The following is a 23,579-nucleotide window of genomic DNA, read 5'->3' on the forward strand; positions in this document are numbered from 1 at the left end:
TTTAGTCGATGAGGGTGAAGATATTTTAAGCATTCCCGAAACAGGAAAAGGGTTCTCTTATGTGATTAGTACAGTCCGGGCGGGAACCTTGGGAACAAAACAAGTTCAAGCGGCGAAATTATTAGTTCGTTATCCCGATACCGCCTATGAGTCTCATGGAAATTATGGATTACATTATGATTTGAATTTACCCTTATTTAACCCCACCAATACCCCGCAAACCGTTACAGTCACCCTCGCAACACCCAATAAAGAAGACCGTCTTTCCCAAGGCGGGTTAATGTTTCGTCAGCCTTCTTGGGATTTTCCCTATTTTCGCGGGACAGTGCGCTTACAGTATCTCGATGAACAAAATAATCCGATGACTCGTTATGTTCATTTGTGGCAACGTCGAGGTCAACAGGTTGAACCCTTGTTAACTGTTACCTTAAAACCTCAAGAAAAACGAACCATTCGAGTTGATTTTCGTTATCCTCCCGATGCAACGCCCCCGCAAGTTTTAACCGTTAAAACTGTCGATAAAACCTCTCAATAATTCAACCCGTAGGGGCGCTATTGCTTGCGCCCAACAAATTTATTTTCCCGACCACTGTTGTAGGGGCGGGTTCTGAACAAATTTATGTTTCCTATAAACAACCTACATAAACCCGCCCTCTCTGTCTATTATCTCTTGCTAGAAGTCCAGAGATTGAAATCTCTGTCTCAAAAGCAAAAGTCCTCTCAAGAGGACTAAATTTCATTAAATTTCAGAGTCAGTTTCAACTGATTTTAATTATTAGCCAGAAAATTGATTTCCTGGTGGGTGTATTTTTCGCTGAAAATAAATTAATAGAACGACCAAACATAGCCCAACTCGAGTTAGAATAGTTACAGTAGCAATACACTGGCGATCCCATGACAGACCAACAACCAGAATCTAATTCGGAACAGCAACTTTTAACCTTTGAGTTTGATGTGGTCACACTGGATGAAACTGGAAAAGAAAGTCAACGACAACGCAAGTCAGCAGAATATTTCACGGAAGACTTGGGGAATGGTGTCACCCTCGATATGGTGAAAATCCCCGCAGGTGAATTTATCATGGGTTCTCCAGAGAGTGAAGAAGTAAGCCGTTATTGTTATAGCGAAAGACCCCAACATCGAGTAAGCGTTGACTCCTTTTTCATGGGGAAATATCCCGTAACTGAGGCACAATGGAAAGCGGTGGCTTCTCTCCCCAAGCTTCAGCGAGATTTAGATCCCGACCCCTCATATTTTCAAGGAGAAAATCGACCCGTTGAGCGAGTTTCATGGTATGATGCAGTAGAGTTCTGTGCAAGGCTCTCCAAACACACGGGTAAATCCTATTGCTTACCGAGTGAGGCTCAATGGGAATATGCCTGTCGAGCGGGAACAACAACTCCCTTCCATTTTGGCGAAACCATTTCAATTGATGTCGCCAACCTCTACTACTATAGAAGTCATACCTATGCTAAACCAGAAATAACCCCGGTCGGTAGTTTCCAGGTTGCCAACAATTTCGGCTTGTTCGATATGCACGGCAATGTTTGGGAATGGTGCGCCGACCCCTGGCATGAAAACTATGAAAATGCTCCAAGAGATGGTAGCGTCTGGGATGAAAGTGTAAACGATAATCGTTATATAAATTATGTTGATAATTTAATCAATTTAATAAATATGGATGATCATACGACGATGGTGCTGCGGGGCGGCTCCCGCGGCTACGATTCTAGGCTCTGCCGTTCTGCCTACCGCTACCACTACTTCAACCTTTTTCGGCGCAGCTACTTCGACAGTTCCGGTGGTTTTCGTGTGTTGTGCGTTCCAGGATTCTCCTTTGCCCTTTAGCACTTAGCCCTTTGCACTTAATTTTTTGCCCTTTTCGCGCATAGCGCGTTCAATTTTTTTAGGGCTTTTTGGTGTTGTTCTGTGCTGAGGTCGTTTGAGGGAGATCTAGTTTTGGTTTCAACCGTAGTGGTATTATATCGGTAGAGTTGAGTTTGTGTCAATTGTTTGGCTCGTTTATCTGTCTAATGTTAATCCTGCTAGAGTCCAGAGATTGAAATCTCTGTCTAAAACGCCAAAGTCCTCTTAAGAGGACTAAAATTTGATGAAATTCTCCAGTCAGCCAGAGATTGAAATCTCTGTCTAAAACGCCAAGTCCTCTTCAGAGGACTCAAATTTAATCAAATTCTCTAGTCAGTTTCAACTGACTTCAATTATTAGCCAGGAAATTGATTTCCTGGTGAGTTCTGTCTCAACACCTCAGCCTGAAAATCTAAACCCGTTAGTCAGAGAGAGACAGCCACAGACAGCCACAGACAGCCAGACAGCCAGAGATTGAAATCTCTGTCTAAAACGCCAAGTCCTCGCATATAGGACTCAAATTTAATCAAATTCTCCAGTCAGTTTTAACTGACTTCAAGTATTAGCCAGGAAATTGATTTCCTGGTGAGTTCTGTCTCAACACCTCAGCCTGAAAATCCCAACCCGTTAGTTAGTTAGCCTGAGATTGAAATCTCGGTCTCAAAACCCAAGTCCTCTTAAGAGGACTATTTTTAATTCAATTCTCCAGTCAGTTTTAACTGACTTCAAGTATTAGCCAGGAAATTGATTTCCTGGTGGGCGCTAAATTGTACCTGATTCTACTTTCACAGGGGGATATTGTTTGAGAACTTCTTTTAAATACTCCCCGGTATGCGATCGCTGATTTTTCGCTACGGCTTCCGGGGTTCCTTCTGCAACAATTTCTCCGCCTTTATCGCCCCCTTCTGGTCCTAAATCAATCACCCAATCCGCACACCGAATCACATCTAAATTGTGTTCAATCACAATCATTGAGTTGCCTTTATCCACCAACCGTTGTAAAACATTCAACAACTGATGAACATCATAAAACGATAGTCCGGTTGTCGGTTCATCTATTAAATATAACGTTTTTCCCGTCGCCCGTTTTGACAATTCTGAGGCTAATTTTACCCGTTGGGCTTCTCCTCCTGATAGCGTTGGTGCAGGTTGACCTAATTTGACATATCCTAATCCAACATCTATCAACGTTTGTAAACGAGTGGCTGCTTTGGGAATATTTTCAAATACGCTTAATGCTTCTTCAACGGTCATATTTAAAACATCAGCAATAGAATATCCTTTATATTTGACTTGTAGTGTTTCGCGGTTATATCTCGCCCCTTTACAGACTTCGCATTGGACATAAACATCGGGTAAAAAGTTCATCTCAATCACATTAACGCCCTGTCCGTTACAGGCTTCACATCGTCCTCCTTTTACGTTAAATGAAAATCGTCCGGGTTTATATCCTCTGGCTTTGGCTTCTATGGTTTCTGCAAAGGTCGCCCGCAGGATATCAAACAGGCCTGTATAAGTTGCTGTATTAGAACGGGGTGTCCGACCAATGGGAGATTGATCGATCACAATCACTTTATCTAAGGCATCTAACCCCGTTAATTTTTTTAAGTCTTGGGGAAAGGGAACTTTCCGACTAAAATGATGTTGTAAAGCCGGATAAAGTAACTCATTAATTAATGTTGATTTTCCTGAACCGGACACTCCGGTAATACAGACTAATTTTCCGAGTGGCAGTTCAACATTGAGATGTTTGAGGTTATTTCGGTGAGCATCTTTGAGAACTAATGATCGCCCATTTCCCGGACGACGTTGCGGAGGTGTTTCTATTTTGCATCTTCCTGATAAATAAGCGCCTGTTAAAGAGGTTTCACTGGTTAAAATATTGTCTAATTTTCCAAGAGCGACAATTTCACCGCCATGTAAACCTGCACCCGGCCCGATATCGACTAAAAAATCGGCAGCGCGAATGGTTTCTTCGTCATGTTCGACCACAATTAATGTATTGCCCAAATCTCGCAATTTCATTAACGTTTTCAACAGTCTTCCGTTATCTCGTTGATGTAACCCAATACTCGGTTCATCTAAGACATACAAAACTCCTGTTAAACCGGAACCAATTTGGGTGGCTAATCGAATGCGTTGGGCTTCTCCTCCCGACAAGGAAGAAGCGGTTCGGGCTAAGGTTAAATAATCTAACCCGACATCGAGTAAAAACTGCAACCGGGCGCGTATTTCCCGCAGAACTAAATCCCCAATTTGCGCTTGTCTTTCACTCAACTCTAACTGCTGGATACGCTGCAAACATTCTCGAATGGAAACTTCTGTTAAATCAGTAATCGAATACTGCCCTAATTTCACCGCCAATGCTTCTGGTTTGAGTCGTTTTCCCCGACAAGTTTCACAAGCTTGATCGATTAAATATTGTTCTAATTTTTGCTTTTGTAACTCCGAACTACTTTCATCATATTGTCGTTGTAACAGAGGAATTACACCCGGATAGGGGCGTTCATATCCCTGTCGTTCTCGATAGCGAGAATCGGTTTCAATCCAAATCGGTTCTTCTGAGCCGTATAAAACAATCTGTTGCTGTTTTTGGGTGAGATTTTTCCAAGGGGTGTTGATATCAAACCCAAACGCCTGACCGACACTATACAGCAACGAAAAATAGTAGGAATCGTCTTTTTCCGACCAAGGGGCGATCGCACTATAAAGCGGCGCTTCGGGGTCAGGCACAACCAGCTCCGGGGAAAAGGTGCGGAGATGTCCTAACCCATGACAAGTCGGACAAGCCCCATAGGGCGAGTTAAAGGAAAATAGACGGGGCGATAGTTCTTCCATCACTGCCCCATGTTCGGGACAGGCGAAGTTTTCGGAAAAGATCAGTTGCGATAAAGCGGTTTTTCCCACTTCTGGTAAAGGGTGATGCTGATAGGAATTCTCCCCATTTTCGGCTTTAAATTCCATCCCAGATCTTGCTATTTTTTCGTCAGTTGGGTTATACTTACTATCAACTCGCGACGCGGATACCTTGCCAGATGTATCATCTAACACATCAATAATCGCAATACCCCGTGAATACCGAAGGCAGGTTCCCAGGGAGTCGGCTACACGTTCCTCTATACCTGGCTTTTTAATCAGGCGGTCAATAACGATTTCGATGCTATGTGTATAATTTTTATCTAAGTCGGGCAAATCAGACAGTTCAAAAACCTCTCCATTTACCCTCACGCGAACAAATCCTTCCGAGGCTAAACTGGAAAGAAGCTTACGATGAGTCCCCTTTTTCCCTCGGACAACAGGGGCGAGAATATGGAACTTGGTGCGGTCTGGCAGTTCAAGAATGCGATCGCACATTTGATCAATGGTTTGGGGGGCAATATTGCGATCGCAAACCGGACAATGAGGTTCTCCGGCTCGTCCAAAGAGTAATCTGAGGTAATCATAAATCTCCGTCACCGTCCCGACGGTAGACCTGGGATTATGGGATGTTGATTTTTGGTCAATGGAAATAGCTGGACTCAAGCCTTCAATGGCATCAACATCGGGTTTATCCAACTGTCCGAGGAATTGACGGGCGTAGGCGCTCAATGATTCGACATAGCGGCGTTGACCTTCAGCAAAAATCGTATCAAACGCCAAAGAAGACTTCCCTGAACCTGACACCCCGGTAAACACAATTAAGCGATCGCGAGGCAATTCCAGATCAATATTCTTCAGGTTGTGCTGTCTAGCCCCTCGAATGCGAATGGTATTTTCAGAGGCTGAGTTCAACGAATAGCCGTTGAGGGACTGATGAGTTTGATCAGGCATCAGGTTAGCCGAGTCGAACATAGAGAATCCCAGGAATAATCCTTAATCATCTTAGCGTTATCTTTCAAATGTTGCTGCCTTCATCAAATCTCTAACCTCAGACAGTCCCCAAAACGTGATTTAATAGAAAATAGGTCTACAAATCCCATCCATCAGCCTATCGGTTTCCAAAACCATCAACCCAAACAACCCCACTGGTAACGGATTAAATTGGGGCTGAGATAATTAAACCCATGCTAAGATCAAAACGGATAGATTATCTGAAACTATACTCACCCCCGATCTATCCAACCACCTAAAGTTAACCCATCCGTTACAATATCCGTTTCCATGTCCCCATCCCTCCCTTACCCTCTTGCCTTTACAAGGTTTCTCAAACAAGTCTGGGGAAAACGAGCAGGTTCAGCTTTAGCAATGACAAAACTGTTAAATCAGTACAATACCCATCTCAATATTACCTATCTAACCGTTAACGGCTATCCCCTAAAACTGGATGTCTATCAACGCAAAATTTCCCAACCCCATCCTACCGTCATCTTTATTCATGGGGGAGGATGGGTAGGGGGAGAAAAGGAATCACAAGTTAGCAAACTGATTCCTTTTTTAGAGATGGGGTTATCTGTCGTTAATATAGAGTATCGACTGGCTAATATTGCTTTAGCCCCTGCTGCTGTTGAAGATTGTCTCTGTGCGTTGGGTTGGGTGATTCGTCATGGGGAAAAGTATAATTTCGACAGCGATAAAATGATCTTAGCTGGAGAATCTGCTGGTGGTCATCTGGCTTTAACGACTGGACTGATTCCGGCGTCTACCGAATGGAATTTACCCGGTCAGCCAGAAGAACAACTCAAAGTTGCAGCGATTATTAATTGGTACGGAATTACGGATGTCAGAGATTTAATCATCGGTTCAAATACTCGAGATTATGCTGTAACCTGGTTCGGGAATCAACCGGATAAACTGGAAATTGCCGATCGCGTTTCTCCACTTCATTATATTAAACCCAATCTCCCCCCGATTTTAACGATTCATGGTGATGCGGATACTGTTGTTCCCTACTCCCATGCGGTGCGACTTCATCAAGCTTTAGATCAAGCTGGAGTTGACAATCAATTATTAACCCTTCCCAATGCCGGACACGGACAATTTAACGCAACCGAAGAAAGTCAAATTTCTCAAACCATTCAGGAATTTCTGCGTCAATACCAACTCCTGAATTAAAGGTTGACACTCCCCGCCATAAATGACGGGGATTCTTGGTTCACGGATCGCACTTTCCAACGCAGGAATCATCCAACATTAAAAGAGGTGCAAACTCCCCAAGCTTTAAAGATCCGGTCTGCCCGACCGTACTTAGGGCTTTTTTCAGAATGTTTTTAGCCGCATTAACATCTCTATCTTCACAATATCCGCATGAACAAACATGGGTTCTTGTTGATAGAGATTTTGTTACTTTTTTCCCACAGTTAGAACAGTCAGCAGAGGTATTATGGGGAGCTACGGGTATCGTTAGCTTCCCATATTTTATTGCAAAATATTCTAACCAATGACGAAAAGTAGACCAGGCAACATCTGAAATTGATTTAGCTAAGTGTCGATTTTTTATCATGCCTAAAACATTCAAGTCTTCATAAGCGACCACATCATTAGAGTGGATTACGCAGTATGCAATTCTTTTTGCATACTCTTTACGCTGCCTACTTACTTTTAAATGTTTCCGAGCATATCGACACAAGGCTTTGTGGTAGTTTTTTGACTGCGGTTTAACCCCACGAATGTATTTCTTGGATTTTCTGCGATTAGCTCGATTTAACTGTTTTTCAGCTTTCCTATAGAACTGAGGATTTTCTATGGTATTTCCAAAGCTATCTGCCAAGAAATATTTAATCCCAACATCTAAGCCTATTGCTTTCCCTGTTGGTTCAGTTTCTATTCGCACATCAATAGAAATACAAAACTGCACATAGTATCCATCGGCTCTCCTTACCAACCTCACTCGCTTAATATCTTCGGGTTGGTAGAAATGAAGATCATAGGTTCCCTTTAGCTTCAGCTTACCGATATTGTTTTTATCGGTGAAAGTAATCGCTTTCCTGTTCTCTGAAAGCTTCCACCCGCAAGTCTTGTATTCAACAGAACGAGCGTGTTTCTTGAACTTAGGGAATCCTTTTTTTCCAGATACTTTTTTCTTGCAGTTGTTGTAGAATCTGCTAATTGCACTCCAACTACATTCAGCCGCAGACTGTCTAGCTTGAGAGTTGAGTTTGTGAGCAAAAGGATATTGTTTAGCTAGCACCTTGCAATATTTATTGAGGTCGTACTTGCTCACCATTTTGTTGTCCATCCAATATCTTAAACAAGAGTTTCGGACGAACTTGTAGGAGCGTATCGCCTCATCAATTGATTGATACTGGCTATCTTTACCTTGTGCTTTGAACTCAAAAACTATCAATTCTGACTACTTACCTTTTAATTTATGCTGACTATGATAGCATAGATTTGTCTAACACAAGCACATCGAGCGGTTTTTTTTTACTTTGGGGAGCAATAAAACCACGAAGACACTAAGGGTGAAGAGGTAGAAATTCTTTGAGTATATAGGGCAGCATCCATCCCAATTATAATATAACCCCAAAACGGCTTTTGGTCAACCCCTAAATCTAAAAATTTAGATTTGTATGGGTGCAAGCCTTGTACGTTTAAAGTTGCACCTAGAAATAGTAGAATTCTAGGAATTCAGCCTCTTCAAATTTTCATCTAACGGATCAGTAACAATCCGTCCTATGCTGTCAATTTCATCTAAATCATGGTCTGAAAGTTGAATAGCTGCCGCTTTAGCATTTTGTTGAGATTGTTCATCGTGACGCGCCCCGACAATGGCATGAGTTTGAGGTTGAGCAATTAACCAAGCCAGAGATAACTGGGCTAATGTGCAATGATTTCGTTCTGCAATTGGACGCAATTTATCTAAAGCGGTTTGAACTCTGGTGTAGTTTTCTTTATCGGCGAATAACTTATTAGAAGAGCGATTATCTCCTTCTGAAAATTGATGAGCTGGGCCAAATTTTCCGGTTAAGAGTCCTTGGGCTAAAGAGGAATAAGCTAGAATTGAAATATTGTTTTCAAGGCAATAAGGGACAATATCTTTTTCGATTTGACGCCAAAATAAAGAATAGGGCGGTTGTAAACTTTCAATGCGACCATATTGAGAGGCTTCGGCGAGTTGATCGCGAGAAAAGTTAGAAACCCCGATCGCCCAAATTTTACCTTGTTCTTTGAGTTTATTCAAGGCTCTCATTGTTTCTTCAATGGGAACAATTTCACTTTTGAAACTCCCAGACGGCCAGTGAATTTGGTAAAGATCAATGTAGTCGGTTTGCAGATTTTTTAAAGAGCGCTCGCAAGCTTCAATTACTTGGTTATACTTAAGATGATTGGGGAAAACTTTTGTGGCATAAACGACTTGATCCCGAACATCGGATAACGCCTGAGCCACAATTTGTTCAGAATGACCATCTCCATAAATTTCTGCGGTGTCTACTGTGGTTATTCCGGCTTCAAATGCTGTCCGAATGGCTTTGATGGTATCTTCATCCTGAATACCCGTCCAACCTCGCTTTCCAGCTTGCCAAGTTCCCATAATAATGGGTGTAATTTGAATATTAGAGGTGCCAAGGGGTCGCGTTTCCATCTTTGAATCCTCAATTGTCAAATGCTACGAATTCTATTATTGTAAAGAAAAATTGCCGATTCTGTATCTATCTTATGGATGTTAAAATCAAACAAGCGTTAAAAGAGTGGAATATTGCGGTTAAGGCTTTAGAAGCGGGTGAAACTATTTTACTGCTACGAAAAGGGGGAATTAGAGAACAAGGGGGAAAGTTTTCTGTTGAACATCAACAGGTTTTATTGTATCCGACTTTTGAACATCAACAGCCGGATTTACTATTACCTGAATATGCGTCTCAAGTGCAACCTGTCTCCTCCGGTTGGCATCCGAAAACGGTTAAAATTAGCAGTTGGGCAGAAATTACGGATATTTTATCAATCGAAACGCAACAGGCGGAAATGTTGATTTCTGAGTTGCTGCCTTTTTTGATTTGGAATGAAAAATTTGTGCGGGAACGTCTCCAGTTTAAACCGCAAAAACCGCTTTTTTTACTGCTGTTAAAACCTTATAAACTTTCCCAAGTTGATGAAATTCCCTATCATCCGAGTTATGGCGGTTGTCGTTCTTGGATAGAATTACAAGAGGATATTTCAATTCAAAACTCTATTTCTGTTTGGGAAGAAACAGAATATCAAACCCTTTGTGCAGAAATTCGCCAATTGTTAATGCAGCCGGAAAAGTCTGATTGAACAGTCCCAAACACCCGAAAATCAAAAAAGGGGCTACAAAACAAATCTTGTCAAAACTAGAGGTTGGGTTAAATCCTGTGAAACCCAACAATTCTAAAAAAGGGATGTATTTCAAGAAGAATATAAATTGACTCAAATCATAGACTTGTTCAAGATTGAGATTCGGTTTGAGCAAGTTTAGCGATCGCCTTATCTTTTTTAGAAGCTTTCAAAAACCTCGGTGATTTTTCTATCGGTGGGGCTAATTCTTCTACAAAACCAAACAGATCTCGATCCGGTAAAAACTTGGCTTTAACCTGAACAAAATGAGGTTTACCTTGTTCTTCTTTTTCTAACTTCGGGTTAAATCTAAAAGGTCTAACAGGTGCATCTTTCCACAGCAAAGGAATATGAGAGGCTTTCATAAACTTGACCTTGCGAGTCGGATCAGCTTCTTTAATCCAAGCTAGCCGTTCGTCGTTAAAGTTCCGAAAAATCGAAATGCAAGGAACCCGACAAACGGGAATAAATTGCCATAACCCACAGAGGCGAAATTCTCCGTCTTTTAATTCTTCTTCGACACCGGATTTTGTGTTTTTATCACTGACAAAACCGACTAACTGAAAACCAATCCCATGCGGTTGTTCTTTTCTGGGAAAGTGAAACAATTTAGGATAAACAATTAAACGCTGGACTAAGTTTCCTGTTGTTTCAATTTCTTTTTTTAGGGCATTATAGGCTTTTTGACGCCGACCGGGAATATAAAACAATCGGTATTCTTGATCTCCCAGCTTAATGATCGAGCGATCCTCGGTTAAATGCACTTCAGCTTTGAGAATACCAATTCCCTGAAACTCTACTTGCTCGAGAGATTGTTGTTCAACTGCTTCAACTTCAGAAGCTTGAGGCTGGTTGGCTTCAACTTTTTCAGAAGCTTGAGGCTGTTTGGCTTCAACCTCTGGAGTTGAGATTTGCGGTTTAGGCTTTGAAGGCTTAACGGGTTTTGGAAGTGGAGAGGGCGATGGAGTTTCTGGTGCTGGCGATGATGATTGAGTTTTCACCTTTTTCAGCAAAGCCTCGTACATGGCTTTTTGCTTGGGGTTGGTTGCCGTTGCAATTAAATTTTGAAGCTTCGCTTCTTGAGGTGTAGTCATTCTCTGTGGGTCTATCAATATTAATATATTACAGTTTACTCCACAAGATATCAGATGAAAACCCTAGAAAACAACCCTCAAATTAAATAATCTCTAAAAATTTCTCTCTAGCCTCTGGGGTACAAACCGATGCAACTGCTTATTTGTGCTTCCCATCGCCTGATATTATGTCCGGTTGATTAATTCTGTTATGGGGTGGGGCGGGTTTTTTTCAATCTCTCAGTAGTGCTAAAGATATTGACTGAACCCGCCCCTACAGAATCATTATTTATTAGTCGGACATGATATGACTTCATCGCACTGAAAACCGCTATAATTTTTTTTTAACCCCTAGTCATGGATTAATTATTGTTGTCAAAATTATCAAACAATACTCAAATCAACAATCTTATATGAAAGATATAAAATAATGCTACAAGAGGCAATAGACAAGCAACAGTTCTCCCCATCTCCCCATCATATGTAGCAAATATTTAAGGATTTCATATTATTAATGTCGCCGGAATAGCTACTCCAATCTGATGAACTTTACTGAACGGATAAGATGATCAAACCGTGAAGAAATCTGTCAGCGTCAAGACGGTTTCACCGATTGTCAAAGTCGTTTGACCTGTTGCATCAACGCTGTCTAGCACAACACCTACAACGCTACCTTGATTAATTTCCGAGCCAATTTGAATTAAGGTCGCATCTGAATTTCCGTCACCATTGGAGTCAAAAACGGTTAGTGTTATATTATCTGTGGAAAGTTCTCCAGAAACCACAATCAGATCGCCTTCTTCTGGGTTAAAATCAATTACTTGATCGGCTAGCAACGGGTCATTCCCAAGATTAACATCCTCTGCGGCTAAGACAAACAGATCGGCACCGAAGCCACCGCTCAAAATATCGCGGCCTAAATCACCCGCAATCAGATCATTGCCTGTTCCACCAATTAAGGTGTCATCTCCTTTTCCACCCCAGAGAACATCGTTACCATCATCTCCATTCAGGAGATCCTGATCAGAATTCCCATTGAGGATATCGTCACCGCCAGCGCCAAAAATCTGATCATCTCCTGCCAGACCTTGGAGATCGTCATTGGCGGCACTGCCTGAAAGAATATCATTATCGGGAGTAGCTTCGGGAATCTCGTCCGTGAATGCCTGAAGGTTTTCGGGTTCAACTACTGTGAAGTCGGCTTCAGTTAGAGTGGTTGATCCGACGGCATCAACGGTTCCGAAAACCACTGCTAAACTAACATTCTCTACACTCACTTCCGTAGCATCCAGCACACCATCACCATCAAAATCAATGGTTTCCAGGGTGAGATTTTCTAGGGAGAGTTCTTCGGTTAACCCGATGCGATCGCCTGCGGTGGAATTGAAGTCTACAATTAAATCTGAATCTCCCGGATCTATATTCAAAACAAAGGTATCGCTTCCTTCTCCTCCTTCGAGGGTATCACCACCCAAGTCGCCAGAGAGAAAGTCATTACCTGCCGATCCGATCAGGGAGTCATTGCCTTTACCGCCCCAGATTGTATCATCTCCTGCGCCCCCTTCAAGGGTATCATTGTCGGAGTTGCCGTAGAGTCGATCATTCCCTCCTTGGCCAGAGATGAAATCGTTGCCATCAAATCCCCATAACGTATCACTCCCAGATTCCCCTACGAGTGTATCGTCGCCGATCTCATTCTCAGATGGGTCTTCAGAAGCGTCGTCATCATCCTGATCGGAGTTGTCTTCAGAACCGTCTTCGTCGTCCTCATCAGAGTCGTCAACTGAAGCATCCTGGGAGTCCTGATCGGAGTCATCTTCAGAATCAACCCGAGAATCATCAGAGTCGTCAACTGAAGCATCCTGGGAGTCTTGATCGGAGTCCTGTTCAGAATCAACCCGAGAATCATCAGAGTCCTCTTGAGAACGGTCTTCATCTAAGTTATCAGAGTCATCTTCAAAATCAACGCTAGAATCATCAGAGTCGTCTGGGAAACTGTCCTCATCGAAGTCATCGAAGAAGTCTTCTTGATCCTCTATTTCATCATCGGGTGAATTCTCATCAGTGACATCTTCATCTTCATCTGAAGAGTAATCATCGTTGGGTTCAACGATATTGTCATCGTCCAAGTCTTCGTCAAACCCTTGAGGTAGATCTACATCACTTAGATCTACATCCTGATTGATATCTATCTCTAGATCTTCTGTAGCTAGATCTTCTGAGATCGGATTAAATTGTAATTGCTCCTCAAGCTCTTCAAGTTCTGCCTCGTCTATCTCAGTAGTCTCGATTGTACCACTCGAATCTGATAGAGTTGTTGTGCCATCAGCCATGACATCTGTCGATGAAGCTTGGCCGGAAGCACTCAAACTAATACTGTCAGCTTCACCAAAAATCGTTTCGCCACTGTAGGCGTCTCCTGTGGGGGAGCTGGCACTGACCTCGCTACTACCCATAACTCCATTGTCACCGACAACAGCTACAAGGCTGGTAGAGACGGTGCTAACTCCATTAGAAGTTGAGAGGGCGGATGAGTTGCTATCAGCCATGATAAGATTCCAGAAGGTAAAGCTCAGGTATTTTCTAACTACTCCATTGAAGTGGATTTTTAGATAACCGTGTTGCCAGTTTGGCAGAAATTGGAATTGTAGATCGCAATTGTATATGCAAAGTATATTCAAAAAATTAATTCATGCTAGAGTTACGCATTTTGGTAAAGATTCAGTAAAACTGCCAAATTGGCAACCTTTTGTTAACAAACTCTTAGATCTTGGAAAGGAAATGTAATTCATCCTAATTGCTAGCTATAGGAGAAAAATACAATGGCTTCATTTATCGGAACTAATGAGAATGACACTCTTGAAGGTACAGAGCAAAATGACGATATTGTGGCACGGGATGGCAATGATCTGATCAGTGGACTCGGTGGAGATGATGTGGTTTCTGCCGGCCGAGGTGACGACACCATTGAGGGAGGCAGTGGCAACGATCAACTCCTGGGAAGTAATGGCAACGACATCATAAAAGGGCAAGGGGGTAATGACCTCCTCAATGGCGGTGGAGATGATGATATCCTTGAGGGCGGCGACGGCAACGATACGGTTCTTGGAGGCAGCAATAGCCGAGGCCAAGTTCCCATTTTTGTACAACAATTTGACTCGAATGGCAATCTCATTTCTGAAGTCAATCTCGAAGTCCCCGGGATTGTCGGTGCCGATCAGATCATCGGTGGCTTAGGAGAAGACCTGCTGAGTGGCGATGCTGGTAATGACATCATCGATGGCGGTGCAAGCTTTACGGAAAACCCCGTGTTTGACCCGAGTCCAGATCAGATTCTCGGAGGCATTGGTGATGACCTGCTTTTCGGGGGGGGTGGCGACGATACCATGCTCGGTAGCCTTGGAGATGACTTTATGATTGGCCAGAGTGGTAACGATCAAATGCTAGGTTCAATCGGTGACGATACCATGCGTGGAGACGGTGATCCCTTTGGCGCTCCTGACGGCAATGATTTTATCCAAGCAGAATCTGGCAATGATTTTGTGATTGCCGATGGTGGTGACGACTCGGTTTTGGGAGGCGGCGGTGAAGATACCATTCAAGGTGGCAAAGGTAATGACACCCTCCTGGGACAAAATGGTGATGACGACATCTCAGCGGGCGCTGGCGCAGACATCCTCAATGGTTTTGGTGGGGGTTCACCAGGTGAACGAGATATCTTGAGAGGGGGTGCAGATGGCGCTGCTGATACCTTTGTGTTGGGAAATGTCAATCAGGACGGAGAGAGTGTATTTTTCTACCTCAACCCCGATACCAATGTCAATCCCCCCAGAGATGACTTTGCAATTATTGCCGGCTATGAAAATGGTGTTGATACGATTCAATTGGCGGGAATAGCAGGGAATTACACTCTAACCGTCGATGCCCTCTTCAGTCCCCAGGATTTATTAATTATTGCCAATACTGCCGAACCGCAAATAGTGGGTGTTGTGGTCGCTGCTACTGCCATTCCCAATTTCACATTCGTCTAATCTTGGCGATCGCTAATCATAAACAATTGCACAAACCTATAACCTTGGCTGGGTTGAGTTATTTTTCTCTCAAGAATTTTGATTAAAAAGGTCCTTAGGAACTGCCAAAGTTTGAGAAGCATCCTATGGAACTTCTAAATCTGGGGCATTTTCTGAAGTCCTTTGAAGTCCTTTATTTAAAGTCCTTTCAGGGGGAACTAAATTCATGTCATCACCAACCCTTTTCTTACAACCGACGGGTTCAACCACTGACACAAACTTTGTCGAAGCCTTAGGAGATGCTCAATTCTTCAACTACAGTCAACCTGCTTCCAACAGTATGACTTCGGCTGAACTGCAAGAGTTAGTCAGAGGAGGAGTAGCGCAGGCGATTGCCAGTGCAGATGCAACTTTTATCAACGATCCTGCCTTCACCAGTCTGTTTACAGAAGCCTTTGCTGAAGGAGAAGAGGAGGAATATAAAGTCAAGAACAAAAGTAAAGCCGAAGTAACGGCAACTTTTGAGATTCCCGCCAATGAAACCTTTTCCTTTGACTTCTTAGCCGATATTTCTTTAACCGCTAAAGAAATTGAAAATCCGGATGCTGAATTTAGCCGAGCAAGGGCTAAAACAACTTTTTTAGTTTTAGATACCACCGATCCGGATAATCCGAAGATTCTCGATTATTTTGGGATTCAGGGGCGGCTCATCTCCTCTGAAAATGTGGCAACAACAAACTCGCGCTCCAGTGGCAATATTAGCTTTACAACCAGCGTCGATCGAGATATTAATGGCAACAATGGTGAAGATTTCCTCGATGTGAGTATTCTTTCCGGAAACTATTCGCGTACCTTTAACAGCGATACCCAGATCTCGATCGTTGAAACCAATACCACTGCCACCAAGTTGTTGGGAGATACTTATATTGACAACCTCGGTTCAGATGTTATCTATGGCAGCATTTGGCAAGATGACATCGATGGCACCGGGGGTGCGGACAAAATCTATGGCAGCGCCAACAGAGATAACATCCAAGGTCAGGGTGGCAATGATATCCTCGAAGGTGGTGGTGGCCGAGATCGCCTCGCTGGAAATGGCGGCAACGATCGAATACACGGTGGTGACGGCCGAGATGTCATAATCGGAGGTCGGGGCAGCGACATCTTGGCTGGAGGTGAGGGTCAAGATGTTTTTGTATTTGCGGAAGGAAACAGTTTTCTTCGTCGTGAACTGGATATCATTCAAGACTTTGAACTCGGCCAGGATCAAGTGGAATTCCGCAACTTCGGCAATTTTGATCCCTTATCTCTGCTTGAGGATACCGGATTGGGTGCAATTCTCACCTTAAATACAGGCGGACAACTTCTATTTGAAGGAGTTAGTTCCAGTCAACTCAGTAATGCTGACTTCCTGTTCGCTTAAAGGTTTTTCAAGCTTGATGTAGATCGCGGTTTCCTTTGACTTCTTGGCAAATATTTCTTTAACCGCTAAAGAAATTGAAAATTCCGATGCTGAATTTAGTCGGGCTAAATCTAAAACCACTTTTTTAGTCTTAGATACCACCGATCCGGATAATCCGAAGATTCTCGATTTTTTTTGGGATGAAGGGTGAACTCACCTCCTCTTAAGTCCGGGCTGTTTAGTTTGCTCTCAGAAATTTTATAACCTAATAAGCCCAGTTTCTCAAGGGAAGATGCCTAAAATTTAGACTTCCCTTTGATCGAAACTGGGTTTTTTTGATTAAGCCTAGACTTAACCATTACTATTGTTTTAATCTGCGACAATAAATCCTTCTTTGATTAACGACGCAAGTAATGGCAAAATAACGATTTCTAGGTCAGCCTCCGGCAACCACTGAGCGACATCCTTGGCTGTAAAGGTCTCAGTTGTAAATAGCTTTTCTACTAACTTTTCTATCGTATTAATATCTAAGCCTTTAAACATCAGCTTTTTCGTACCCGTCACTAACTGACACTTTCCTTCATCCAGAAATTCTACGATAACTTTTTGGTGCTTTGCGAGTCTTAGGCGAGTATCCAGTTCTTGCTCAAATAAGTTAAATCCAACTTGATTGGGCAGAGAAATTTCGGGATGACGACTGCTACCCTTTAATGACTGAAATCGCACATAACCTTGACTCAACTCCTGTTGTTTTACTCTCAAAGTTGTGCTGAGGTGATCCAGTAATCTCTGGCTGTAATCTTTAAGTTGAGAGGTATCTCCTTCTAAAATCAAAGGCAAATTTTTGCGCCAAATTTCTTCCTCTTTAATTTGGTCAACCAGCCAATCGAGCAAATCGCTGCCAACGAAGCAGCGCATACCGAGCGTCAGATGAAGGGAAGGTTGATCGTGGGCGATAGCATAGTGCCAATGTCCGCGCGGAATATAAAGGAAATCTCCGGGATTGAGAACACATTGGATGTATGGGGGTTCTTCCGGTGGTTTCTGACCACTCCGTTTCCAATTTTCTCGGGGATATTGCTCAGTTTCCCCAAATACAAACCACTCTTTTTGTCCCTCAATCTGAAACACCAACACTTCGTGGGTATCGTAGTGACACTGAAATGCCTGCTGACCCGGCCAAGAACAGTAGAGGTTGATATGTGCTTTACTATGACCAATTTCCCGCTGTAGTCCCCATACCAGATCGGCTAAAGCCGGAACCCGATTATGAAGATGATCCATAACTAAAGTCGCCCCTTCTTTACAGCGTTTCACCCAATCTTGAGGGTCACAAGCTGGCAAAGTATTGCCCTGAACTGTAAATCGTATATTAGGATGGCAAAACTCATGAAAGTTGAGTAAATGATTTAGCTGTTGCCAAGAAAACAAGTGCTGAAACTTCCCAGGTTGTTCACTCGGGATTAAAATTCCCCGTTTAGTCCAGTTTTCGGCTAAAAATTGTTCAACTGGGTAAGGATGCAAAATACTGGAGAGAGTTTGCATAGTCTTGAGAACCAAATTGTTTGGGATGAGCAATGGGACTGCAACGTTTTCTAGCTCCTCAAGGGGCTGAAAATCTATATCAATATCCTAAAAAATGGGAATGATATTCCCAATTGTGAAAATGGAATTAATATTTAAGACTTTAATTTTATAATATTCTCAAATATTTCGTTGCCAGTTTGGCAGAAAATTCGGTAATTTTTGTAAAGCTACAGGCTTTGTAGGCACTCCTGTTTAACTGAAAATAGAATTAAGTAGACCAACGCTTATCTCGTTGATCTACTCAAGTTAAACAAGAATTAATGAAAGTTGTCCTTTTGTCAGGCAACTTTTATTTATTATTAGCCAGTAATAGATACTGCGAACAGAGTGGATTCGCTCAGGCCGTCGGTAGTTGTAGTAGAACCTTCAATTTGAGTGAAGGTGTTGTTTCCGAAAGCAGTTGCTTCACCTAAAACAAAAGCACTGTTGCCTTCAACTTTAACTTTGCTAACTACATCAGAGTTGATCTTTTTATCAGCATCGATGTCAGCATTAAAATCGAAGTCTTGATCGATAGATGTGTTAAGATTTACATTCTTGAATACGAAACCGGCACCACCAACAACGTTCTCTTCAACAACTTCGCAGTAGCTCAGATCATTAATTAACATTGGATTTACTCCTCTTAGCAGTAGTTATTTGTTGTTGTTAGCGAGTTGATTTGTGTTTCTCGCTAACAACTTTAATATAACCGGAACTCAAAGAGTGAGGTTGCCACTTTGGCAGATTTATCAAAAAATTTTTTTGGGGATAAATTATCGAGCATTTTGGGAAATTTTAAAAGCAAAAACCCTGCCTAATTATAACGATTAAGCAGAATTGACTAACTAGATTTACGGTAACAGACAAGTTTAAATCAAGGGATGAAATTGTGAAAGCTGCTCTCTTGCCCCCTTAAAAAATATCCCCCCTCGCCCCCCTTAAAAAGGGGGTGGTTAGTAACCCAACCTGCGATCGCACCAATTTTTTAGATGGGCATTTGAGTGCCTGATGATTAAATCTTGAGTATTAATCGTTTTTTGACATCCTCCACCTCCAAATCACGCAGATTATGGAGGTGGATTCCCATCATCACTGACGGGGTTTCCTGGCTCTACGAGCAACCTTACTTTTTGGGATTTCTCCCTCTAAGCAGTGGATCATCTCATCCCCAGGCGTTACTTTCCGAGTGCCCCTCGGTAGTTGTGCTAACCCTTGCAATGCTTTCATCAAAATATTAATGGCAGCGTTCGTATCCCGGTCATCTAAATAACCGCAGTGTGGGCATTTATGTGTGCGCGTGGACAAGGATTTCTTGACTTCTTGTCCGCAATTGGAGCAATTTTGAGAAGTGTAATGAGGCGCAACAGCAATCACTGGTACGTTAAACACTTTCCCAAAATACTCCAACCACTGCCTAAACAATGTCCAACTAGCATCAGATATTGATTTAGCTAGATGATGGTTCTTAACCATATTCCGCACTTTTAGGTCTTCAATGGCTACCAAATCTGCCGATAGGATAAGCGCCCAAGCAGTTTTTACCGCAAAGTCTTTACGCCGCCTTGATACCAAGAGGTGCGTTCTACCTAACTTTTTAATGGCTTTAAGTCGATTTCTTGACCCTTTAGTTCGACGAGAAACACGTTTTTGTGCGCGTTTTAAAGACTTCTCGGCTTTCCTCAAAAACCTTGGGTTTTCTACTTTGTTACCATCAGAGTCAGTGTAGAAATAGTTTAAACCAACATCTATGCCTACCATCCGATTTGTGGGTTTATGTTGTTCATTTCGCTCTTGGTCGATGGAAAACTGAACATAATATCCATCGGCTCGACGCACAACACTCACTCGTTTAATCTGCTTTTTTTGATAAAAATGCAAATCGCGAGTTCCCCACATTCTAAAAGTTCCAGCTTTGAAACCATCCCTAAATGTAATGGTTAATCGGTCATCCGATAACACCCATCCATCAACTTTGTACTCGACTGAGCCATGAGTTTGATGCTTCTTGAACTTAGGAAAGCCTTTCTTGCCCGGAACCTTTTTCTTGCAATTATCAAAGAACCTAGCAATAGCACTCCATGTCCTTTCAGCACTAGCTTGACAGGCTTGCGCTGAAAGTTTTTTGCACCATTCAAATTGTTCTCTGAGTATTTTGCAATACTTGTTCAAATCATACCTGTTGACCCTTTTGTTATCCATCCAGTATCTCAGGCAGCTATTACGCACGAAACGAGCAGTTCTAATCATCTCATCCAAGATGACGTACTGCTCGTCTGTTCCTCGTAATTTTGCCTCAAATACCAACATGGCTGTTTTGACTCTATGTCATTAAGTTTAACAATTGATACGGAGATTGTAAAAAGCGGACAGGTCGAATGCCTCGCTTTTTACCTGGGGTGTCCATGTACCTACCCCCAAATCAAAGATTATGGAGGCAGTGCTATAGCCCCCCAGTCCCCCCGTTAAGATAGCTTATCAGCTCAGATGAACGAGTGGTGCCAAAGTGGCAGAATTATCTCAAATCTATGCTTATATGATATCTGCTTGATTAATGCCTGTTATGGGGTGGGGCGGGGTTTAACTCAATCTCGAAGTGGTCGTCAAAATCGTAGCCTCAACCCGCCCCTACAAGACGCTGATTGATTAGTGGGATCTGATATTAAGGATAGGCGAAGAAAAAAGTCTCTTCGGTTGGGTTCAAGGTAATCGAACGCAACTTTGAGGCAATTTCCAGACGTAGCGGCGCCGCTTCATCTTGAGTCAGCCAGGTAAACAGCAGATTAATCGCTTCGGTGGAAGAATCAATTTTAAGCGCCTCTTGAATCAAACGAAACGCCCCCGAGAGATTACCCGCTTTAATCGGAACAATGGCGCTATCAAGACAATATTTAAAGAAATGACGCCGCGCCTTAGCGGTAATTTCAGCACAACGTTCAGCAGGCAGATAACTCTCGGAAATCTCAATTCCCATGCGAATCGACTCCGCTTGCGCTCCCGCTTTGGCCAGTTCGCTGGTCATATTATTAGAATGCTGACGATAACAGGCTAAAATTCCCGGTTCGTACCACCAATCATAAAACGAAGCAATCCGCTTGTAAAGTTCCCAGTCGGGAGTAAACGTATTATTAGGATCATACGTTCCCAAACGTTCATGGGTAGAGCGACGAATCACCACCGCACAGGGATTTAAAACGTTAGAAACCCCAATTCGTCCCAACCAATCTTGAATAATTCCGCTTTGATCTCCATAGCCGTGAGTTTGGGTAAAAATCACCTTACCGTCATCATTAATATTCTGATATCCGGTAAAAGCCGCCCCCACCGACTCGGGACAGTTTGCTAAACTCTGCTGAAAGCGTTGATAAAACTCAGGGAAAACATATTCATCCTCTGGGATAACATGAATCCATTCCCCACGACTCAAACCAATAGCCAGATTAAAATTGCGGCGAGCGCCAATATTTTCTGGATTCAGATGATAACGCACAATACCGCCACCGATCGCATTCACCAAATCAAATAGCGGGGGAGTGCTGTTATTATCCATCACCAGAATTTCCATCTCCTCTTCCCCAGGCCATTGCGCCAGAATACTCGCCAAACATTCCAACAGATAGTTTTTGCGATTATACAGAGGAACAATCACCGTCCAAAACGGTCGTTTTTCTTCCGGTTTAGAAACAGTTGGCGTACCGGGAAAGGTATAATTTCCAACGGTGACTTCCCCTAAACTCAGTTGGGGTGTGGTATAATCTTTAGGATTGGTTGAAGTTGGAGTATAAGCCTCAACCGCCAGGGCATAGCGAGGATTCACCCGTTTTAATCCCTCTCGATAGGCAGATGCAGCTTCTTCTAATTTCAGTTGAGTTTGATAAATTTTACCCAGAAGAAGATAGGCTTGCCCAAAGTTGGGATTGAGATCGATCGCATTGAGACAAGAAACAATTGCCGCTTCTAACTCGCCCAGAGATTCTTGGATCACGCCTAACTGATAATGAGCATCCGGCAAATCGGGCTGTATAGCAATGGCTTGGCGGTAATAGCCAAGCGCCGTCGTCAAATCTCCTTGTTGTTGACGGGTGACTCCCAAATGATAGTTCTTCGTGGCACTGTCGGACTGTTTTTCGGGAGAGAGTTTTCCTTGAGCATAGAGAGCATTTTCCAGATTGACCTCCGCTTCAACGCAGTTGGGTTGAAGTGCCAATACTTGTTGATAATAAGCGATGGCTTCTTCCCATTTCCCTTGCTGTTGTAGAGTGTAGCCCAAATTATTCAGGACGGCGACGGAGTTCGGTTGCAGCGCTAACACCTTCTGATAACAGTCTACCGCTTCGGATAAGCGACCTTGAACTTGCAAGACATTTCCTAAACTGAACCAGCCCTGAGCGCTCGGTTTAACCTGCAACGCCACTTTTAAGAACTTCTCGGCAGTTTGATACTGACCTTTGTGTTGCGCTACTGTCGCCAATCCTTGCAAAGCCTCGGGTTGATTCGGTTCTTGCTGTAAAATTTTACCGTAAACTTGTTCGGCTTGGGTGAAACGATTGGCTCGCAAATATTGAGTTGCCTGTTGGAGTGCGGCAGATAGTGCGGAAACCGGAGTTTTTTCAGAAGTAGATAAAAGCGGTTGTTTGGGAACGGCGATCGCGTGTCCGACATTCCACTGAATATTTTTATAAGCCGCTTCTAGGGGAATTATATCATATCCAGCCGAAGTAATAAATGCTTCTATCTCCTGATTTTTAGCGCGAAATGCGGCTTGATTGCCATCATCAACTTCATAAATCAAGAGGGGCTGAAATTGTTTTAAGGTTTGAACCATGCCCTGCAAAACGGCAATTTCTGCCCCTTCCACATCAATTTTAACCAGCGATGGCGGCTTGATCTGTCCCTGAGCAATTAAATCATCAATAGAAACCAATTCTACATCCATTTTCCCCCGCAAATCCGGCGGTGTGCCAGCAGTGGAGAGGGTTGCACCGCCCGAATGATGGGCGAGTAACAGTTCGGCGGTGCCCGGGTTGGCAGAAACAGCCTTTTCAAACACCGTGACGTGAGAAAATTGATTAATCTCGGCATTTTGTCGAATTCTGTCGGCATTTTCCGGGACGGGTTCAAAGGCATAAACCTGTCCAGACTCTCCGACTAACCGAGCCGCAATCACGGTAAAAAAGCCAATATTTGCGCCAATATCGTAGAATACACTGTTAGGTTTGAGGTACTTTGCCAAAGCGGTTTGAATCGGCAATTCATAAGCCCCGGTTGCATAATCGCGATTTGAGTCATCGGGATTGAACTTTAGTCCAGTACCCACCCCTTGATTGAGAATAACTTGTTGAGATGTTACATTCATTGTTTTAAACCTAATAGAATTATAGGAGTCAGGAGACAGGAGTCAGGAGACAGGAGATATAAGTTAGGAGTCAGGAGACAGGAGTCAGGAGACAGGAG

General features: G+C 43.0%; 17 protein-coding genes. 8 read left to right on the forward strand and 9 right to left on the reverse strand.

From position 1 onward, the window contains the following. Together WN50_RS21955 and WN50_RS21960 are read left to right on the forward strand one after the other, a co-directional pair. The coding region (locus WN50_RS21955) for a DUF3370 family protein (protein ID WP_049560753.1) at nucleotides 1–535 on the forward strand (535 nt) is incomplete at its 5' end. Between the two features lie 359 nt (nucleotides 536–894). Continuing rightward, entirely contained in the window at nucleotides 895–1,848 is a 954-nt protein-coding gene (locus tag WN50_RS21960) for a formylglycine-generating enzyme family protein (protein WP_049560755.1), read from the forward strand. Between the two features lie 780 nt (nucleotides 1,849–2,628). Here the strand turns inward: WN50_RS21960 and uvrA are convergent. Beyond that, on the reverse strand, nucleotides 2,629–5,676 hold the full coding sequence (uvrA, locus tag WN50_RS21965) for an excinuclease ABC subunit UvrA (protein ID WP_072075629.1): 3,048 nt from the start codon (nucleotides 5,674–5,676) through the stop codon (nucleotides 2,629–2,631). Between the two features lie 330 nt (nucleotides 5,677–6,006). Here uvrA and WN50_RS21970 point away from each other — a divergent pair, with 330 nt between their 5' ends. Next, the gene (locus WN50_RS21970) at nucleotides 6,007–6,897 is read left to right on the forward strand and encodes an alpha/beta hydrolase (RefSeq protein ID WP_046280933.1); all 891 of its coding nucleotides are present in this window, start codon (nucleotides 6,007–6,009) and stop codon (nucleotides 6,895–6,897) included. Between the two features lie 40 nt (nucleotides 6,898–6,937). On the opposite strand, the gene WN50_RS21975 is transcribed toward WN50_RS21970, so the two are convergent. Beyond that, on the reverse strand, nucleotides 6,938–8,128 hold the full coding sequence (locus WN50_RS21975) for an RNA-guided endonuclease InsQ/TnpB family protein (protein ID WP_049560759.1): 1,191 nt from the start codon (nucleotides 8,126–8,128) through the stop codon (nucleotides 6,938–6,940). A 276-nt stretch (nucleotides 8,129–8,404) separates the two neighbouring features. Further along, entirely contained in the window at nucleotides 8,405–9,367 is a 963-nt protein-coding gene (locus WN50_RS21980; protein WP_046280934.1) for an aldo/keto reductase, read from the reverse strand. A 74-nt stretch (nucleotides 9,368–9,441) separates the two neighbouring features. On the opposite strand from WN50_RS21980, the gene WN50_RS21985 reads away from it, so the two are divergent. Then, the gene (locus WN50_RS21985; protein ID WP_046280935.1) at nucleotides 9,442–10,035 is read left to right on the forward strand and encodes a DUF1802 family protein; all 594 of its coding nucleotides are present in this window, start codon (nucleotides 9,442–9,444) and stop codon (nucleotides 10,033–10,035) included. A 149-nt stretch (nucleotides 10,036–10,184) separates the two neighbouring features. On the opposite strand, the gene WN50_RS21990 is transcribed toward WN50_RS21985, so the two are convergent. Together WN50_RS21990 and WN50_RS21995 are read right to left on the reverse strand one after the other, a co-directional pair. Then, nucleotides 10,185–11,168, reverse strand: coding sequence for a hypothetical protein (locus WN50_RS21990; protein WP_053221575.1), 984 nt, complete (start codon nucleotides 11,166–11,168; stop codon nucleotides 10,185–10,187). A 548-nt stretch (nucleotides 11,169–11,716) separates the two neighbouring features. Beyond that, on the reverse strand, nucleotides 11,717–13,696 hold the full coding sequence (locus tag WN50_RS21995; RefSeq protein ID WP_046281941.1) for a calcium-binding protein: 1,980 nt from the start codon (nucleotides 13,694–13,696) through the stop codon (nucleotides 11,717–11,719). A gap of 273 nt (nucleotides 13,697–13,969) precedes the next feature. Between WN50_RS21995 and WN50_RS22000 the strand changes: the two genes are divergently transcribed. From WN50_RS22000 to WN50_RS34810, 3 genes are all read left to right on the forward strand, one after another. Beyond that, nucleotides 13,970–15,178 carry a calcium-binding protein gene (locus WN50_RS22000; RefSeq protein ID WP_049560762.1) on the forward strand — a complete coding sequence of 403 codons (1,209 nt, stop codon included), beginning with the start codon at nucleotides 13,970–13,972 and terminating at the stop codon, nucleotides 15,176–15,178. 205 nt (nucleotides 15,179–15,383) lie between these two features. Continuing rightward, nucleotides 15,384–16,580: a calcium-binding protein gene (locus WN50_RS22005; protein ID WP_049560765.1), complete on the forward strand. Its 1,197-nt coding sequence runs from the start codon at nucleotides 15,384–15,386 to the stop codon at nucleotides 16,578–16,580. Between the two features lie 43 nt (nucleotides 16,581–16,623). Continuing rightward, on the forward strand, nucleotides 16,624–16,770 hold the full coding sequence (locus tag WN50_RS34810; protein ID WP_160315425.1) for a hypothetical protein: 147 nt from the start codon (nucleotides 16,624–16,626) through the stop codon (nucleotides 16,768–16,770). Nucleotides 16,771–16,928: 158 nt separating this feature from the next. Here the strand turns inward: WN50_RS34810 and WN50_RS22010 are convergent, their stop codons facing one another. From WN50_RS22010 to WN50_RS22020, 3 genes are all read right to left on the reverse strand, one after another. After that, the gene (locus WN50_RS22010) at nucleotides 16,929–18,104 is read right to left on the reverse strand and encodes a cupin domain-containing protein (protein WP_046281940.1); all 1,176 of its coding nucleotides are present in this window, start codon (nucleotides 18,102–18,104) and stop codon (nucleotides 16,929–16,931) included. Nucleotides 18,105–18,445: 341 nt separating this feature from the next. Continuing rightward, nucleotides 18,446–18,757, reverse strand: a complete 312-nt coding sequence (locus WN50_RS22015; protein ID WP_046280942.1) for a hypothetical protein — start codon at nucleotides 18,755–18,757, stop codon at nucleotides 18,446–18,448. 460 nt (nucleotides 18,758–19,217) lie between these two features. Then, nucleotides 19,218–20,435, reverse strand: a complete 1,218-nt coding sequence (locus WN50_RS22020; protein WP_049560768.1) for an RNA-guided endonuclease InsQ/TnpB family protein — start codon at nucleotides 20,433–20,435, stop codon at nucleotides 19,218–19,220. A 177-nt stretch (nucleotides 20,436–20,612) separates the two neighbouring features. Here WN50_RS22020 and WN50_RS34815 point away from each other — a divergent pair, with 177 nt between their 5' ends. Then, nucleotides 20,613–20,771, forward strand: coding sequence for a hypothetical protein (locus WN50_RS34815; RefSeq protein ID WP_160315426.1), 159 nt, complete (start codon nucleotides 20,613–20,615; stop codon nucleotides 20,769–20,771). 16 nt (nucleotides 20,772–20,787) lie between these two features. Here the strand turns inward: WN50_RS34815 and WN50_RS31515 are convergent, their stop codons facing one another. Next, nucleotides 20,788–23,481, reverse strand: a complete 2,694-nt coding sequence (locus WN50_RS31515; RefSeq protein WP_046276943.1) for an FkbM family methyltransferase — start codon at nucleotides 23,479–23,481, stop codon at nucleotides 20,788–20,790. Between the last annotated feature and the right edge of the window lie 98 nt (nucleotides 23,482–23,579).

The organism is Limnoraphis robusta CS-951, from assembly GCF_000972705.2.

Coding starts and splice junctions, on each gene's coding strand:
- WN50_RS21970 (WP_046280933.1), top strand. CDS start 6,007: ATGTCCCCATCCCTCCCTTACCCTCTTGCCTTTACAAGGTTTCTCAAA.
- WN50_RS21960 (WP_049560755.1), top strand. CDS start 895: ATGACAGACCAACAACCAGAATCTAATTCGGAACAGCAACTTTTAACC.
- WN50_RS22015 (WP_046280942.1), bottom strand. CDS start 18,757: ATGTTAATTAATGATCTGAGCTACTGCGAAGTTGTTGAAGAGAACGTT.
- uvrA (WP_072075629.1), bottom strand. CDS start 5,676: ATGCCTGATCAAACTCATCAGTCCCTCAACGGCTATTCGTTGAACTCA.
- WN50_RS31515 (WP_046276943.1), bottom strand. CDS start 23,481: ATGAATGTAACATCTCAACAAGTTATTCTCAATCAAGGGGTGGGTACT.
- WN50_RS22010 (WP_046281940.1), bottom strand. CDS start 18,104: ATGCAAACTCTCTCCAGTATTTTGCATCCTTACCCAGTTGAACAATTT.
- WN50_RS21995 (WP_046281941.1), bottom strand. CDS start 13,696: ATGGCTGATAGCAACTCATCCGCCCTCTCAACTTCTAATGGAGTTAGC.
- WN50_RS21980 (WP_046280934.1), bottom strand. CDS start 9,367: ATGGAAACGCGACCCCTTGGCACCTCTAATATTCAAATTACACCCATT.
- WN50_RS34815 (WP_160315426.1), top strand. CDS start 20,613: ATGAACGAGTGGTGCCAAAGTGGCAGAATTATCTCAAATCTATGCTTA.
- WN50_RS22020 (WP_049560768.1), bottom strand. CDS start 20,435: ATGTTGGTATTTGAGGCAAAATTACGAGGAACAGACGAGCAGTACGTC.
- WN50_RS21990 (WP_053221575.1), bottom strand. CDS start 11,168: ATGACTACACCTCAAGAAGCGAAGCTTCAAAATTTAATTGCAACGGCA.
- WN50_RS21985 (WP_046280935.1), top strand. CDS start 9,442: ATGGATGTTAAAATCAAACAAGCGTTAAAAGAGTGGAATATTGCGGTT.
- WN50_RS22000 (WP_049560762.1), top strand. CDS start 13,970: ATGGCTTCATTTATCGGAACTAATGAGAATGACACTCTTGAAGGTACA.
- WN50_RS22005 (WP_049560765.1), top strand. CDS start 15,384: ATGTCATCACCAACCCTTTTCTTACAACCGACGGGTTCAACCACTGAC.